General features: G+C 66.8%; 14 protein-coding genes. 5 read left to right on the forward strand and 9 right to left on the reverse strand.

What is annotated here, in order from left to right; genetic code table 11:
- Positions 1-93: 93 nt before the first annotated feature.
- The gene (locus tag LO787_RS12955) at positions 94-738 is read right to left on the reverse strand and encodes a response regulator transcription factor (RefSeq protein WP_232491436.1); all 645 of its coding nucleotides are present in this window, start codon (positions 736-738) and stop codon (positions 94-96) included.
- Positions 728-3601: a PAS domain-containing sensor histidine kinase gene (locus LO787_RS12960; protein WP_232491437.1), complete on the reverse strand. Its 2874-nt coding sequence runs from the start codon at positions 3599-3601 to the stop codon at positions 728-730. The genes LO787_RS12955 and LO787_RS12960 overlap by 11 nt, the downstream gene beginning before the upstream one ends.
- 349 nt (positions 3602-3950) lie before the next feature.
- Here LO787_RS12960 and LO787_RS12965 point away from each other — a divergent pair, with 349 nt between their 5' ends.
- Positions 3951-6056 carry a TonB-dependent receptor gene (locus LO787_RS12965; RefSeq protein ID WP_232491438.1) on the forward strand — a complete coding sequence of 702 codons (2106 nt, stop codon included), beginning with the start codon at positions 3951-3953 and terminating at the stop codon, positions 6054-6056.
- Between the two features lie 312 nt (positions 6057-6368).
- Entirely contained in the window at positions 6369-7118 is a 750-nt protein-coding gene (locus LO787_RS12970; protein ID WP_232491439.1) for a winged helix-turn-helix domain-containing protein, read from the forward strand.
- Between the two features lie 7 nt (positions 7119-7125).
- Here the strand turns inward: LO787_RS12970 and LO787_RS12975 are convergent, their stop codons facing one another.
- From LO787_RS12975 to LO787_RS13000, 6 genes are all read right to left on the reverse strand, one after another.
- A complete protein-coding gene (locus tag LO787_RS12975; protein WP_232491440.1) occupies positions 7126-7521 on the reverse strand; it encodes a VOC family protein in 396 nt (131 codons plus the stop codon).
- Entirely contained in the window at positions 7521-8168 is a 648-nt protein-coding gene (locus LO787_RS12980; RefSeq protein ID WP_232491441.1) for an isochorismatase family protein, read from the reverse strand. The genes LO787_RS12975 and LO787_RS12980 overlap by 1 nt, the downstream gene beginning before the upstream one ends.
- The gene (locus LO787_RS12985) at positions 8158-9039 is read right to left on the reverse strand and encodes an isocitrate lyase/PEP mutase family protein (protein ID WP_232491442.1); all 882 of its coding nucleotides are present in this window, start codon (positions 9037-9039) and stop codon (positions 8158-8160) included. Before LO787_RS12985 ends, LO787_RS12980 begins: the two co-directional genes overlap by 11 nt.
- A gap of 118 nt (positions 9040-9157) precedes the next feature.
- On the reverse strand, positions 9158-10090 hold the full coding sequence (locus tag LO787_RS12990) for a polysaccharide deacetylase family protein (RefSeq protein ID WP_232491443.1): 933 nt from the start codon (positions 10088-10090) through the stop codon (positions 9158-9160).
- A 143-nt stretch (positions 10091-10233) separates the two neighbouring features.
- The gene (locus tag LO787_RS12995; protein WP_232491444.1) at positions 10234-10530 is read right to left on the reverse strand and encodes a hypothetical protein; all 297 of its coding nucleotides are present in this window, start codon (positions 10528-10530) and stop codon (positions 10234-10236) included.
- Positions 10527-11570 carry a class I SAM-dependent methyltransferase gene (locus LO787_RS13000; protein WP_232491445.1) on the reverse strand — a complete coding sequence of 348 codons (1044 nt, stop codon included), beginning with the start codon at positions 11568-11570 and terminating at the stop codon, positions 10527-10529. Before LO787_RS13000 ends, LO787_RS12995 begins: the two co-directional genes overlap by 4 nt.
- A 202-nt stretch (positions 11571-11772) precedes the next feature.
- On the opposite strand from LO787_RS13000, the gene LO787_RS13005 reads away from it, so the two are divergent.
- Genes LO787_RS13005 through LO787_RS13015 form a run of 3 tightly spaced genes read left to right on the forward strand, consistent with a single transcriptional unit; the run spans position 11773 to position 15937 of the window.
- Positions 11773-14010: a TonB-dependent receptor gene (locus tag LO787_RS13005; protein WP_232491446.1), complete on the forward strand. Its 2238-nt coding sequence runs from the start codon at positions 11773-11775 to the stop codon at positions 14008-14010.
- Positions 14010-15026 (forward strand): DUF3089 domain-containing protein, encoded by a 1017-nt coding sequence (locus tag LO787_RS13010; RefSeq protein ID WP_232491447.1) that lies wholly within the window; start codon positions 14010-14012, stop codon positions 15024-15026. Before LO787_RS13005 ends, LO787_RS13010 begins: the two co-directional genes overlap by 1 nt.
- Positions 15023-15937 carry an alpha/beta fold hydrolase gene (locus LO787_RS13015; protein ID WP_232491448.1) on the forward strand — a complete coding sequence of 305 codons (915 nt, stop codon included), beginning with the start codon at positions 15023-15025 and terminating at the stop codon, positions 15935-15937. The genes LO787_RS13010 and LO787_RS13015 overlap by 4 nt, the downstream gene beginning before the upstream one ends.
- 116 nt (positions 15938-16053) lie before the next feature.
- On the opposite strand, the gene LO787_RS13020 is transcribed toward LO787_RS13015, so the two are convergent.
- Positions 16054-16341: a DUF1330 domain-containing protein gene (locus tag LO787_RS13020; RefSeq protein ID WP_232491449.1), complete on the reverse strand. Its 288-nt coding sequence runs from the start codon at positions 16339-16341 to the stop codon at positions 16054-16056.
- Positions 16342-16478 lie beyond the last annotated feature (137 nt).

The following is a 16478-nucleotide window of genomic DNA, read 5'->3' on the forward strand; positions in this document are numbered from 1 at the left end:
TTGATGGATTTCTTTGCCTGAAAAATAGGTAACCATCTGTTTTACCAGTATTTATTTTACGGTTTCGATTCCGGCTCGGGCCTCCATTTTCTTTCAGATCCGTGCAGCCTTTTCCACTTCGGCGAGGCGGTCCGACATGCGGACCAGATCGGGCACGGAATCGGCCTCCATCTTGCGCATCACCTGGCTGCGATGCAGCTTGACCGTCGCCTCGGTGACGTTGACGCGATCGGCGATCTGCTTGTTGAGCATCCCGGCAGCGACCAGCCCCATCACCTGTCGTTCGCGCTCCGTAAGGGTGGCATAGCGCGCACATAGCGCCGCGTTACGGTCCGCCGCGAGGCGTCGGTCTCGATCGCGGTCGAGCGCGCGGTTGACCGCCTCCAGCAAGTCCTGTTCGCGCACCGGCTTGGGCAGGACGTCGACCGCGCCGCACTTCATCGCGCGCACCGCCATCTGCACGTCGACATGCGCGCTGATGAGCACCACCGACTGTGCGACCTCGCTTCGCGACAGCGCTTCCTGGAATTCGAGGCCGCTCTGACCCGGCAGGCGGATGTCGAGGACGATGCACCCAACCCGCCGCAGGCCATCGGCCGCGAGGAAAGCGTGAACCGAACCGTAGCACTCGGTGCCCAGCCCGACTGACTGGAACAGCCCACCCAGTGCCTCCCGCACGCTTTCATCGTCGTCGATGATGCCGACGATCCGGTCCGCCATTGCCTGCCTACCGGTCATCGCTCGCTCCATCGATACCCGGCGCGACGAGCGCAGGCCTGTCCGCCAATGGCAGGGTGAATGTGAAGACGCTGCCTTGCGGCACGTTGTCCGACGCCCAGATCCGCCCCCCGTGCGCTTCGACGATGGAGCGGCAGATGGCAAGGCCCATGCCGATGCCCTTGGGCTTGGTGCTGTAGAAGGCTTCGAACATGTTGTCGCGAGTCTCGCCGCTTAGTCCTGTTCCCGTATCCAGTACGCATATCTGGGCAGATTTTCCTATAATATCCGCACGAATGACGATGCGCCGGGATGACTCGTCCACCTGCGACATCGCCTCTGCCCCGTTCATGACGAGATTGAGAACTACCTGCTGCAGCTGCGTGGGATCGCCGAGCACCATCGTTCCGCTCCGATGGAAGTCGGTGTCGAACACGATCTTGCGGCGCTGCAACTCGCCCCTCAGCAGGTCTACGACGCCATCGATCACGGCCTCGAGATCGATCGCCTCCATCCGCGCGACGGACTTCTGCGCGAGCGCGCGGATGGAGGCCACGATGTCGCCCGCACGATGGCCGTCCCGCACGATGCGCTCGGCGGCCTTGCGGGCCATGTGGATGTCCAGTTGCCCGGCATCGAGCCAGCGCAGGCAGGTTCCCGCGTTGGTGACGATGGCCATGAGCGGCTGGTTGATCTCGTGCGCGATCGAAACCGCAAGCTCGCCCATGGTCATCACCCGGGTGACGTGGGCGAGATCGCTCTGGCTCTGGCGCAACTGCTCCTCGGCGCGCTTGCGGTCGTCGATGTCGATGTTGACCCCGAACCACTGCGTCAGATTGCCGTCGGCATCGAAGAACGGGCTCGCCCGGATCAGGAACCAGCGATACTGGCCGTCCGCTCCGCGCAGTCGCCCCTCCGCCTCGCCGGTAAGGCCGGACTTCAGGGTATCGTCCCAGACTTCCATCAAATGCTCACGGTCGTCCGGATGGAACTGCGAGGTGAAGCCGAAACCCAGAATCTCCTCGATGGCCAGACCCGCATAGTCGAGGTAGCGCTGGCTCCAGAAGGTCGTCGCGCCATTGGCATCGGACGACCAGGCGAGCCCCGGTATCGAACTGATGATCTGGTTCAGGCGCGCCTCGCTCGCCAACAGCGCATTCTTGGCCCCGTGCAGTTCGATCTCGGCGCGCTTGCGATCCTCGATTTCGAACACCACGCCGAACCATTTAATGACGTTGCCCTCCGCGTCGAGCAAAGGCGCCTGCCGCAACGTGAACCAGCGATACTCGCCGTCGGCGCGCCTGATCCGGCCATCGACCGGTTTTGGCGTCTTCGAGGAGAGCGTTTCTTCCCAGCTTGCACGCAGGTATTCCAGATCGTCCGGGTGGAATATCTGGTAGAATCCGAAACCGCGGACCTGCTCCATCGACAGGCCGACATATTCGACGAAATGCCGGTTCCAGAAGTCCAGCATGCCATTGGGCATCGCCGACCACGCCATTGCGGGAATGGTATGAACGACGAGATTGAGCTGACGCTCACTCTCCTTGAGCGCCGCCTCGCTTTCCCGCAGGGCAATCTCAGCGCGTTCCAGATCCTCGATATCGACATTGACGCCATACCACCGGACGACGCCATTGGCCTCCGTGACCTTGCCCCCCGAGAACAGAAACCAGCGATAGCGCCCGTCCGCCCCCAGGATGCGCCCCTTGAGCCTGGTGTGTTCGGCAGTCGCCAGATCACGTCCCCACATGAGCAGCATGCGATCGACGTCATCGGGATGGAAGAGCTTCACGAAACCCCAGTCGAGCAGTTCCTCGACCGGCACTCCGGCATAATCCAGCCAGCTCTGGTTGACGAAATCCGCGCTGCCGTCAGGGCGGGCGGACCAGACCAGCACAGGAAGCGAATTGATGATGAGGTTCAGGTTCTGCTCGCTAGCCTGCAGAGCCGCCTCGACTTCCTTCAAAGCATGTTCGGCACGCTTGCGATCCTCGATGTCGGAGCCGACGCCGTACCATTTGATGACCTGGCCATCGACATCGAACAAGGGATTCTGCCGCATGGTGAACCAGCGATACTCGCCATCCGCCCGCCTGATCCGCCCCTCGACCTCGCGGTGCTGCCTGGAAGCCATGATCTCCTGCCACGAGGAGAGGATGTGCGGGAGGTCGTCAGGGTGGAAAATGGGATAGAAGCCCAGCCCGCTGAGTTCCTCGAACGTGTATCCGACATAATCGAGAAAGTTCTTGTTACAGAAATCCAGCATGCCGTCGGCGGTGGTCGACCAAGCCAGCGCGGGAATGGTGTTGATGATGAGATTGAGGCGCCATTCGCTTTCGGCCAGCGCCTCGCCCAGAGGCCGTTCGGTGCGATCGTCGTCAGGGGGCTGCCGGTCGCTGAACTCCCGGACCTCACGACAGGCGAGTCCGGCCTGCGCTGCGGCGACATCCAGCCTCAGCAGGTCGTTCCGGTCGGGAAAACCTGCCCGGCGCGATCCGAGGATGAACGTGCCGAGGCTGTGGACGGTACCCAGCCGACGCTGCAGCACGCGGATGGCTGCTCCGCCCATCATGCATGTGACCGGCTCGTCCCGAACCCCACCGTCGAGTTTCCGCGTCGCGATCCCCAGGATCGCATCGTGAGCATGTTCGCGCGCGAAAGTGTCGTCGACCCGGAGAAAGACGTGCGCACCATCGCTGAAGCGCAGGCCGATGAAATCCAGCGCGAGCATGTCCAGCAACGTATCAAGCGCGCTGCCTACGATGGCGGTAGGATCGAGCTCCGCCCACGTCATCGCCAGCCGGTTCAGCCGTTCGATATCGGAGAGGCACCGGACATCCCCGTCGGCGGCGGAAGAGGAGGGCGGCACGTCGGCTTTCACGCAAGGCCTCTCGCAACATGTGTCCGGTCTTTCGCGGCGAACGGACCGGATCGTCGCGCGAGCTTACCGATCCCCCATTGAGGCATCCACCTCGACCAAGGTCGATCGTGATACGACCTTGGTCGAGAAACGGACGCCCAAAGTGCCGATTGAGGTCGGCATCGGCTGGCAGTACGCGAATTATAGTGAATCTCGACCGGCGGCAACATCGGAGCCGGTTGCAGGCGTTCGCGATGTGCAGCGATCCGTGAGCGCGGTCCATCGCGGGGTCAGAGGGTGCTGTCGCTTCGGCTGCGGCGGTTCTGTTCGGGGGCAGATGATGCACAGATCGCCAGGGCTTCCCAGCCCGATGTCCATCGCCGGATGGCTCGCAATCCATTGCGGGGCGCTGGGTTACGGAGCGTCGGCCTTCGCCCAGTCCGCCGAAGAACCGCGCGACGACATCGTGGTGACGGCGACCCGGCAGCAGACGCGCCTTCAGGACACGCCGCTGGCGATCTCCGCCTATACCGCCGACCAGATCGAGCGCAGTGGCACGCGGGACTTGCGCGATATCGTCACCTTCACGCCGGGCCTGACGATGGGCACCAACGAAGGCCAGGGCGCGGTCCCGATCTCCATCCGCGGCGTCGGTCAGAACGACCTCGGCATCGGTGCCGATGCGCCCATCGCGGTCTATCTCGACGGGGTCTATCTGGCGCGCTCCTACATGAACCTGTTCGACCTCGTCGATGTCGAGCGGATCGAGGTTCTGCGCGGACCTCAGGGCACGCTCTATGGCCGCAACGCGACCGGCGGTGCGATCAACGTCATCACCCGCGCTCCAAGCGATACGTTCGAGTACGAAGGGTTCGCGCGCTACGGCAACTACGATGCATGGGGCGTCCAGGCGCTCGTGTCCGGCCCGCTCGCGCCGGCGCTTTCGGGCAAGCTCGCCATCGGCGCGAGCCGGCACGACGGCTACACCAGGCTTGTACCGACCGGGGAGGATCTCGATCCCGAGAAGTCGCTGACCATCCGCGGCGCGCTGCGCTGGCAGCCGACGACCGACCTCGACATCCGCCTCGACGCGGACGGCGGCTTTCACGACATGGCCGCGATCGTCCACAACAGCAGCGCGCCGGACTTCGATCCAAAGCGCATCGCGGTCGACGCCGGGCCGCGCGAAGACCGCGATTTCTGGGGTCTTGCGCTCACCGCAGTCCACCGGCTCAGCGACTTCGAGCTGACATCGATCACCGGCTACCGGGAAGCGAAACTGTTCAACGTCATCGACACCGATGCCAGCGCCGCCAACCTCATCCGCTACGAGCAGCACGACAATACCTCGCAGTTCAGCCAGGAACTGCGCATCAGCACGGTCGGCGAGCGGCGGCTGCAATGGCTGGGCGGCCTCTACTACTTCCGGGAAGCCGCCCACACCTTCAATCCGATCTACCTGGACTTCACCGCAGTCCCGGGTGTCGCCAGCCCGACGATGCAATACATCACGGCATCGAACCGGACCGAGGCTTTCGCCGCATTCGGGCAGGCTACCTTCCACATTTCGGACAAGCTCGACATCAACGGCGGCCTGCGCTGGAGCACGGAAACCAAGCGTTTCAATTTCCTCCAGCAGTTCAGCGTCGACCTGCCGCCGCTGTTCAATTCCTATCCGCAGTCGCGACAGAAGACGACATGGTCGAACCTGTCCCCGCGCGTGGGCATCGACTATCGCCCGAACCGCGACCTGCTGCTCTACGCAAGCTACTCGGAAGGCTTCAAGAGCGGCGGATCGACCTCGGTCAGCCTGATTACCCAGCCCGCGCCCAATGTCTTCGAGCCGGAAACGCTCAAGGCCTTCGAAGGCGGCATCAAGAGCGAATGGCTGGACGGACGCCTGCGCGTCAACGCGACCGCGTTCCACTACAACTACCGGAACCTGCAAGTGCGCACGGGCGACGCGTTCGGCTTCCTGATCGTGCGCAACGCCGCAACCGCCACCATCGACGGCGCCGAGTTCGAGGTCAACGCCAGGCCGACGCCGCGCATGGAACTGACGGCGGTAGCCGCCCTCCTCGATGCCCGCTACGACCGGTTCATCGATCCGGTTTCCCTGATCGACTACGCGGGCGACCGGCTGAACCGGGCGCCCGACGTGAAGCTGGGGCTCGGCGCGCAGAACCGCTTTCCGCTGCCGGGCATCGGCGAACTGCTGGTGCGCGGCGAATACGAGTACATGAGCCGCATCTACCATCAGCCCGGCGAGATGCGCGCCTTCTCCCGCGATCCCACGAACCTGTTCAACGCACGGCTGGCACTGACCGGCAACGACCGGCATTGGTCGGTCGCGCTCTTCGGCAAGAACCTGACCAACGAGCGCTACATCGGCCACGCGTTCGTCGTTCTGGGCACGCCCCGCGCCACGATCACGCCCCCGCGCACCGTCGGGATCGAATTCCGTCTGTCCAACTAGCCCCAAAGTCGGACTCGACCAAAGTACAGCGGCATCCGACCATCGGCTAGAAACCGGCAACCTATTGCGAATTGCGGCGCGATGTTGCCGAACGGTAAACCACGTATGCGACATCCGGACGGGCAGGTCATCGGATCAGGCCTCTGCCGAGGAACACAGGGCGCAAGGCACCGCGAAGCGGGCGCGTCCCCAGACCTCGCAAGGCCCCTTGGCCATGAACGTGCGGCACTATCGGAAAGGACATCAGGAAACGCGGACCGCTCCGGGCGCCGAGACGACGACGGGGTGGACGTGAGGATTGGCGAGGCATCCATGCGAGACGTGCGCAAATACGCCTTCGGGCCGTTCATGCTCATTCCCGAGCGTCAGATGCTCATGCACGGGAACACTGCGGTACGCATCGGCTGCCGCGCGCTCGACCTGCTGACGGCGCTCGTCGAACGCGCGGGTGAGATCGTGTCCAAGGCCGAGCTGATGGCGCGCGCCTGGCCGACGACGACGGTCGACGACGGCAACCTCAAGGTGAACATGGCCTCGCTGCGCAAGGTGCTGGACGACGATGCCTGCGCGGCGAAGTTCATCGCCACGGTCGCCGGGCGCGGCTACCGGTTCATTGCCCCCGTTCAGGAAAGCCACTGTCCCGGCGCGCTGGAAACCTGCGTGGAAACGGTGATCGACGATCTGCTGGCGATCGGCCGGGAACTCGCGGTCGGCCATTCGGGCGTCGCGGCGCCCTCCCTGCCATCGGGCAGATCGCCTGAGGGCGTCACCCTCGGCGTACTGGAACGCAACCCGGTAGGAGACCTCGCCGGACTGCGGTCACGCATCCGGTTCGTCGAACTGCCCGCGCACGAGGACCGCCAGATCTCGCCGTGGGGCGACCACCAGCCGGATGCCGTCCATTACGGGATCGTGCTCGACGGGGAGATCACCCTGCTTCTCGACGATACCGAGATGATGCTGCGGAAGGGCTGTCTCGTCATTCAGCGCGGCGGCGCGCAGAGCTGGGTCAACCTGTCAGGCAGGCCGGTGCGGATGCTGTTCTTCGAACGCGCGCATTGACCGTTTCCTAGCGTTCGAGGAACTCGATCACGTTGCCCGCGCCGTCGCGGATGAACAGGCCGCGCCCGAAGGTCTGGCCCACTTCCAGCACGATCTCGATCCCGCGCGCGATCAGGTCCGCACGGAAGGCGTCGTAGTCGGCGACCGTGAACGCCGCGTGCTTGTTGCCCAAGGTCTTGAGGTCTTCGCGCGGGTCGAGGCGGTCGGCGGGCATCGGCTTGGGATCGACGACCTGGAACAGCTCGATCCGCAGGCCATCACGTTCGAGGAACATCGCCTGCGTGCCGCCGGGGATGGTGAAGCGGCTTTCCTCGCGGAAGCCCAGCACATCGGCATACCACCGCGCGGCGGCATCGATGTCCGGCACCGACATCGCCGCGTGGTGGAAGCCGAGTTCCGGCATCAGGCGCGCGCGGCCTCTGCCGCCGCGATCACGCCGAGCGCGGCATCGGCGTCGATGACCTCGCCGATCTTGGCGCGGATGTCGAACAGGTTGCCCTCGTGCGGCCCCCGTGCGCGGTCGGCGCAGGCATCGGCGACGACGAGCGGAACGAAGCCGTGGCACAGCGCGTCGAGTGCGGTGGCGCGCACGCAGCCCGAGGTGGAATAGCCGCCGATCAGCAACGTATCGACGCCCTCTGCCACCAGCATCGGCGCCAGCGCGGTGCCGAAGAAGGCGGAAGGGTAGAACTTGGTCAGCACCCGGTCGCCCGGCTGCGGGGCCAGTTCATCGGGGAACGCGCCGAGCGGGGAACCTGCCATGAAGTTCTTCAGGCCCGGCACCTTGCGGAAGAACATGCCCCCTTCGGTGCCGTCGCGGTATTCGACATTGGTGAGGATCACCGGGATACCGGAGGCGCGGGCGGCTTCGGCCAGGCGCACCGCTGCCGCCAGAGCTTCTTCCCCCTGCGCATAGAGCGGCGAGGCGGGATCGAGGTAGGCCATGACCATGTCGACCAGCAGCAGCGCGGGGCGCTTGCCGGGTTCCAGCCCGCCGCCGAAACCGGCGTGGGCATAGTCGCTGTCGAGTTCGTGCGGCTCAGCAGCCATAGAGTGCTCCCTGGTCAAGCAGCGCCGTGGCGCCAGTCAGTTCGTTGAGATCGTTCAGCACGCCGGTCTCGGCGCGCAGGGCGGCGGAGGAACGGTCCTGCCCCAGCCGCGCCAGCCAGCGCGGCGCTCCGGTGGCGAGGCCGCCCATCAGCAGCAGCGGATGAAGCGCGACGGCGATGCCGAGCTGCTCCAGCCGCAGTTCGTCGTCGGTGGGCGAGACGCCCCCGGCGGCAAGATTGTGGACCAGCGGCACCCGCGCGGCGAAGCGCCCGGCCACTTCGGACAGTTCGCCCATCGTGCGCGGGCCTTCGACGAAGACCGCATCCGCCCCTTCGGCAAGGAAGGCCTCGGCCCGGTCGAGCGCGGAGGCCAGCCCTTCGACACCCAGCGCATCGGTGCGGGCGACGACGAGCATGTCCCCCCGCGCATCGAGCGCCGCGCGCACCCGGCCGACCGCCTGGTCGAGCGGCACCACCTGCTTGCCCGCCATGTGGCCGCAGCGCTTGGGGAAGGTCTGGTCCTCCACCTGCACCGCGCTTGCACCGGCGCGTTCGAGCATCCGCACGAAGCGCTGGAGCGTCAGGGCATTGCCGAAGCCGGTGTCGCCATCGACGAGCAGCGGCAGATCACTGGCGTCGCGCATCAGCGCCACCGCATCGACCACGCGGTCAGCAGGGACGAGCCCGAGGTCGGCGCGGCCGAGCATCGCCATCGACAGGCCCGCGCCCGAGACGAAGCCCGCCTCGAACCCGGCGCGCTCCACCAACAGCGTCGTCAGCGCGTCCCAGCATCCGGGCATCGAGACGAGCCCGCGCGTGGCGCGCTCGCCCAGCCGGGTGCGCAGGCGCGCGACGTGGCCGGGAGCGCTCATGGATGCACCCCTTCCCGTCCGTCATTGCGAGCGCAGCGAAGCAATCCAGCGCCTTGCAGCGCCGCCCCGGATTGCCGCGGCCCTGCGGGCCTCGCAATGACGAGCGGAAGGCCGGACATCAGCCGAGCTGGCCCGGAATGTGGTCCTCGTGGTTCTCCAGATACCACGCGGCGATTTCCTCGCGGGTGGCCCACCAGACGCCGGGGAGCGACTTCGCGTGCTCGATGAACTCGCGCAGCGCCCGGACGCGATGGGCCCGGCCCGAGACGTGCGGGTGCAGGCCGACGTTCATGATGCGGCCGGTCTTCTCGCCCTCGGCATAGAGGACGTCGAGTTCCTCGATCAGCGCGTCGCGGAACTGGTCGGTGGTGAAGTTCTTGCGGGTGATGAAGGTGAAATCGTTGATCTCGTTCGAGTACGGGACCGAGACGATCGGGCCGTTGTCCGTGCGCAGCAGGTACGGCTGGTCGTCGTTCATGATGTCGCAGTAGAACGTGCAGCCCTCACCCGCGAGGATGCCCGGGGTCTGGAGCGTGCCGCGCAGCGACGACGAGAGCCAGCCCTTGGCCTTGCGCCCGGTGAACTTCTCGTACTGTTCGAGGCTGCGCAGGACGATCTCGCGCTCCTTGGCGGGGTCGTTGGCGAAGCCGGTCAGCAGTTCGCCCTGCTCCCAGTTGTGCGCCAGCAGTTCCCAGCCACGTTCGAGCACGGCGTCGGTCATCGCCTTGCGGCGTTCGAAGGTGACGGCGTTGGTGGTGCAGGTGGCGGGCACGCCGAGTTCGTCGAACAGGTCGAACAGGCGCCAGATGCCGACGCGCTGGCCGTATTCGCGCCAGCTGTAGTTCGGGAAGTCCGCCACGTTGCCGGGCAGGATGTCAGGCAGGATCGCCGGGCCGCCCGCGTAATAGGGCTTGTCGGTGTCCTTGGTGAGATCCCAGGTCTCGAGATTGAACGTGAGCATCAGCGCGACGCGCGCGCCGTTCGGCCACTTGAGCGGCTTGCGCTGCGGGAGCGGGACGTAATCGTATTCCATCGCGAGAACCTCTTTCATGCGTTCGGGGCGAAGCGAAACTGGGGTAAAACGGGGGCCTGCCACCTCGCCCGGCAAGGACGGCGCAGGTCTAGGGCGGGCAAGCGGCGGTAGGCTAACGGTCGATGCCGTGGTGCTCGCGTGTCGAGCAGCACGGCGAAAGCTCAGCCCGCCTTCAGCGCGACCAGCAGGTTGTCGACGATCTGGCGGCGGCGCGTGTCGAGGCGCGCTTCGGTCTCCGCGTCAGGCTGGAAGGCGTCGATCTCCGCTGCCGTCACGCCATGCCGCGCCAGCAGCGCCTCGGTGACGATCTGGCGGTCGGCGACCACCCACAGCTCGCGCGCCAGCGCCAGCACCGCCTCGGCCACGTCGTCGATGCGCGAGGGCGGCAGGATCTGGCGCTCGGCAGTGATGTCGCCGCCGGTCGGCCCGGCGGACAGGATCACGTCGTCTTCGCTCATGCGGGTTTCCGTCCGTAGATGATGTAGGGGTCGCGCCCCGGATTGGGCTGCCAGCCGCGCACGTCGACGAAGCCCGCCGCACGCGCCATCGGCTCCATGTCCAGCCGCGCGGTCGAGCGCCAGAACGGCTCCCCGCCCCAGCGCGCCAGCCAGTCGAAGCGCCACGCGGTCATGCGGTCGAGGCTCTGGGTTCGGGCGACGTCGGCCATGACCATGTCCCCGCCGGGCTCCAGCACGCGGAATGCCTCGGCGAAGATCGCCTCGATCGCCTTCATCGGCATCTCGTGGTGGATGGCATAGGCGGTGACGAGGTCGAAGCTGGCGTCCGCGAACATCGCCATGTCCTCGCCCATGCCGGTATGCAGATCCCAGGCGAGGCCCTTCTCGTTGGCGACGCGCTGCGCCTGCTCCAGCATCCTGAGCGACGGGTCGATGCCGGTCAGCTTCGCGTCCGGGAACACCTCGGCGATGGCGACGGCATGGTGGCCGGACGAGGTGCCGACTTCGAGGATGCGGGCATAGTCGTCGCGCGGCAGGCTGCGCAGCACCGCCCGGCGGTTGCCGTAGATGTCGCCGGGAAAGACCTTCGACACGTACTTCTTGTGGACCAGTTCGCCATGGATGAAGCCGTTCCACGGTCCTGCGTCCCAGCCGCCGCGGGTGCGGTGGAACCACACCTTCGACCAGTAGTTCGGCGCGGTGAAATCGTGCTGGGTGATCGTGGTGCCGCCCTCACGCAGCGCTTCGAGCTGCGGCAGGAGCGTGCCCTCGATCTCGGCGAAGGCCTGCTCGGCGGCGCGGCCGTGCTGCTTGGCGGTCCATTCGCCCAGCAGGGCGCGGGCCTGGTAGGCGGGCGAATCGGCCAGCGCCGAATCGATCGCACGATGGCGCTGCTCCATGTCCTCGGGCAGATCCTCGGCGCCGAGGCCCTTTTCGGCGAGTTCGCCCTCCACCTGCTGCTGCAGCCGCGAGGCGGCGAGCCGGGTGGTGACTTCGAAATCCATCAGCGCGCGGCCGCGCTGACCGAGGCTGAACTGCATCGCTCGCTCTCCAATCTTGCTGCGGCCCGGTTGCCATGCGCCTGGCACTTGAGCCAGCAAACCGCCCTCGCCTATTCGCACAGCGACAATCGGCACGTCGCGGCATTTGGACCCGCCGGGCGGTGTGACAGCAAGGGGACGCCAGATCAACACCGGCCGCTGAAGCCGGACTTAAATAGCCCGCAAGGGGGGAAGCTAGACCATGAAGACCTTCTGGATGGCCGGTTCGGCCGTCGCCATCGCACTCGCCACCAGCATCGCCACCCCCGCATTCGCGCAGGAAGCGCCGGGCGCGGACGAGGCTGCCGTCGGCGGCGACATCGTCGTCACCGCCCGCAAGCGCGAAGAGACGCTGCAGTCGATCCCCGCCGCCGTCGCCGCCGTCACGCAGGACGCGCTGGTCAAGGCGGGCGCGCAGTCGCTCGACGACGTGGTGCGCATGACGCCGGGCGTCACCTTCAACTCGGGCAACGCGGGCGGGCTTGCCGCACCGGCCATGCGCGGCGTCACCAACATCACCTCGACCACGTTCGACAACAACGTCGGCGTGTTCCTCGACGGGGTGTACCTCTCGGCCAAGTCGAACCTCGACATCGACCTGTTCAACCTCGCCCGCGTCGAGGTCATCAAGGGCCCGCAGAGCGCGCTCTACGGCAACAACGCCTTCGCGGGCGCCATCAACTACGTGCTCGCCCGTCCCGAGGATCACCTCTCGGGCCGCGTGAAGGCCTCGGTCGGCACTGACGACATGTACGAGGTCGCCGCCAAGATCTCCGCGCCGATCACCGATTCGCTGCGCGTCATGGCGGTGGGCACCTATTCGCACTTCGGCGGCACCATCAAGAACGTGCAGGGATCGAACCTCGGCGGCTGGGACTACAAGATCTCCGGCTCGGGCATGATCGACTTCGATCCGGGCACCGGCCTCACCGCGAACCTGTTCTACTACCACTACCAGGACAAGCTGGACGGCGGCGCGAACTACATGTTCACCAACGACTGCGGCGGCACGATCTCGCCCGTGGTCCTGCCCAACCGCGGCGGCAGCAACCGCCGCTTCGCCTGCGGCACGCTGGAGGCGCCCGACGCCGTCAACGTCGATCCGGGCTCCTACTCGAAGCGCAAGACCAACCTCGTCATCGGCCGCATGGGCTATGACTTCGGCCCGGTCGCGCTGCGCTACACCGGCTCCTACGCCAAGTACGACACTTACGCGCTGCAGGACCAGCACCTGAACTCCTACGGCGGCACCCTGACCACCGCGCAGCGCCGCTTCACGCAGCCCTATGTCGGCCCCGTGCGCGAGGCGAGCAGCGAACTGCGCCTCGAATCCTACGGCAATACGCTGTTCGACTGGGCGATCGGCGGCTACTGGTACGACCGCAAGGCCAACCAGACGGTCAAGGTCGGCTACGGCTACGCGCAGACCACCCCGTCGCTGAACCTCGAGAACATCGAGAACACGACGATGAAGTCTGTCTTCGGCCTCGGCACGTTCAAGATCACCCCGACCCTCAGCCTCGAAGCGCAGGGCCGCTGGACTTGGGAAGACAAGGACGGCACCTACACCAACCGCCTGACCAACGCGGTCCTCGCGCCCAAGCAGGACTTCTCCTACGGCACCTACCGCGTGACCGGCAACTGGGAGTGGAACGACGACAAGATGCTCTACGCGGTCGTCGCCAGCGGCACCAAGTCGGGCGGCTTCAACAACACCGCCGTCGTCAGCGAGCAGTCCTACGGGCCGGAGAAGAACACCAGCTTCGAGATCGGCAGCAAGAACGCGTTCCTGAACGGGCGCGTGGTCATCAACGTCGCGGCCTACTACATCGACTGGACCGACGTGCAGCTTTCGGTGCCGTCCTCGATCACCGGGCAGGTCAACCCCGTGACCAACATCGGCTCGGCCAGCGTGAAGGGCTTCGAGTTCTCGACCGCGTTCCGCCCGACCCCGGAATGGGATGTCAGCTTCGGCTACAACTACAACAAGTCGACCTGGGACAAGGGCACCGTCGACTACAGCTCCTCGCGCATCTGCCCGACGGCAGCGGTCTGCGGGCTGACGCAGGTCGGCACCGGCATCGACGTGGGCGGGTTCGAGATCCCGCGCATCTCGGCGCACCAGATCTCGGCGGCCAGCACCTACACGATCCCGCTGGCGACTTCGGAGCTCTACCTCCACGCCGACATGTCGTATCGTTCGGAGCAGGCGACCAACGCCATCGCACTCCAGAAGGTGCCCGCGCAGACCTTCGTCAACGGCCGCATCGGCTGGAAGAAGGACGGCTACGAACTGGCGCTGTTCGCCAAGAACCTGTTCAATCAGCGCTACGTGATCTCGTCGGTCAACGAGCCGGAGTTCGTCCCCTCGACGACCTTCACCACTGGCTTCATCGGCAACGGCCGCGTCGTCGGCGCGACGTTCGAGGCGCAGTTCTGATGACGATCAGGGGAGCGATACTCGCACTGTCGCTTACCCCTGTCGGTATAACCCTTGCCGGTCCCGCCTTCGCATCGGCGTCTCCCGAGGCGGATGCCGGACCGGCGCCCGATTACGCCCGGCCCGAAAGCTGGGCGCTCCACGACACCGCGCGGTCGCCGCGCGGTGTCGACGTGTTCTACGTCCACCCCACCACCTTCCTGTCGCAGGACTGGAACCAGCGGATCGACGACGCCGCCACGCGCGAGTGGACCCGCGCCAGCGTCGCCGCGCGGCAGGTCAGCGCCTTCGACGCCTGCTGCCGCCGCTTCATGCCCTGGTATCGGCAGGCCTCCAGCCATGCCTTCGTCGAGCGCGACGGACGCGGCGCGGCGGCCTACGACATCGCCTACGACGACGTGCGCCGCGCCTTCCGCACGTACCTTGCGCAGAGCCACGGGCGTCCCTTCATCCTTGCCGGGCACAGCCAGGGCGCGCTCTTGGGGCTGCGGCTGCTGAAGCAGGAGATCGCGGGCACGCCGCTGTCGGCGCGGCTCGTCGCGGCCTACCTGCCCGGCATCGGCATTCCGGCGGGCACGCTGCCGCTCGACGTGCCGCCGTGCCTGACGCCGACGCAGACCCGCTGCCTCGTCTCGTGGAACGGCTTTACCGAAAGCGCCGACGTGACCGCGTGGGCGAAGCGCTCGGTCGCCGACTACGCGGTGCCGCGGCGCGATCCCACTATCGTCTGCATCAACCCGATCACCTTCGATGCCGCTCGCCCCGCCGCGCTTGCGGCCGAGGGCAAGGGGATGGTGCCGGTCGCGCAGAAGGGCCGTCCGCCCGCGCCGCCGGTCCCCCACCCCGCCGCCACGCGCTGCGAGGACGGCGTGCTGCGCGTGGTCCCCGCGCCCGGCGTCGAGGCCCCGCCACTGCCCAACGGCAGCCTGCACATGCATGACATCGCCCTGTTCTGGGCCGACATTTCCGCCAATGCCGCCCTGCGCGCGCAGACATGGCGCAAGGAGCACCGATGACCCTGAACCGCCGCACCCTGATCGCCACCGCCGCCGCCCTTCCGGTCGTGGCCGGAACCGCACGCGCCACCACCGCCCCCACTTCTGCACAACCTGCCGGGGCATGGACCGAGCACGGCTTCGTCGAGCGCGCCGGGGGCCGCCTCGCATGGCACGCGCTGGGACCGAAGGACGGCGAGGTCGTGGTGCTGCTGCACAAGCTCGGCGGCTGGGCGGCCGACTGGCGCGCGGTCGCGCCGCTGCTGGGCGAGAAGCGCCGCGTCATCGCCTTCGATCTGCCCGGCCACGGCGATTCGACGATGATCGGCCCGCCGCCCTACGTGCAGAACGTGGCCGAGACCGCGACGATGCTGCTCGCCGCGCTGGATGAACTCGGCATCGCGAAGGCCAGCTTCGCGGGCAATTCGCTGGGCGGCGTCGTCTCGACCGAGATCGCCGCACTCTGGCCGGAGCGGGTGGACAAGCTGGTGCTCGCCAGCGTCAGCCTCTTCTCGGGCTACGACCGCGCCGGACTTGCCGCGCAGGAAGCCAAGCGCGACCCCAAGACCTATACCGCCGACTGGCGCCCGGTTCCCCGCGCGGCGGCGGGCGGTCCCGCCGGGTTCGGCACGCTGGTCCCCGCCGTCGACATCGAGCAGGACGCCAGCCGCGCCCGCGCCGACCGCTGGATCCGCCCCTGCGAGCGCGGCGTCGGCCTGCTCAACACGCAGGCCGCACTGGGCCGCACCATCGCGCCGCTGCTGTTCATCTACGGCGACCGGGGCCATTATGTGAAATACGTCGAGACCGGCAAGGCCATGCGCCACGACGCGAAGGTGGTGCAGTTCGCCGAGACCGGCTCGTTCGTCCACCAGGAACGCCCGGTCGAAGTGGCCAAGGCCATGCGCGAGTTCCTGGACGCGCGGGGTTGAGGCGGGGCTCTCCCACCTCTCCTTTGCCTGACTTTTCATCATCGTCATCCCCGCGAAAGCGGGGATGACGAGCAATGTTTCGGGGAAATACGGTCAGGCCGTGCAGTGGCCCCGAACTACCCCACCACCCTGATGAGAAACCGCCCCGCCCTCGCCCGCAGCGGCGCGAGGGCGGCGTAGTCTTCCGAGGCGATGTAGGCGCGCGCCGTCTCCGCATCCGCGAAGCCCAGCGCGACGACCATCTCGCCCACTTCGGCCTCGCCTTCCAGCACCTCGCGCACCGATCCGCGCACCAGCATGTCGCCGCCCAGCTTCGCGTTCACCTGCGCCACGGCGGTGCGATATTCGGCGAAGGCCTCGGCGTTCTCGACGATGACGGTGGTGAGGATGAAGGCGCCGTGCATGGGGTAACTCCTGTCTTGCGCCCGGAAGCCGGGCGTCATCGCCTGTGCCTGTCCCCTCGTCATTGCGAGCGCAGCGAAGCAATCCACGGTCGGCCCGCGACGCCGGATTGCTTCGCTGCGCTCGCAATGACGAGGCA

Source organism: Novosphingobium kaempferiae, from assembly GCF_021227995.1.
GTDB lineage: Bacteria > Pseudomonadota > Alphaproteobacteria > Sphingomonadales > Sphingomonadaceae > Novosphingobium > Novosphingobium kaempferiae.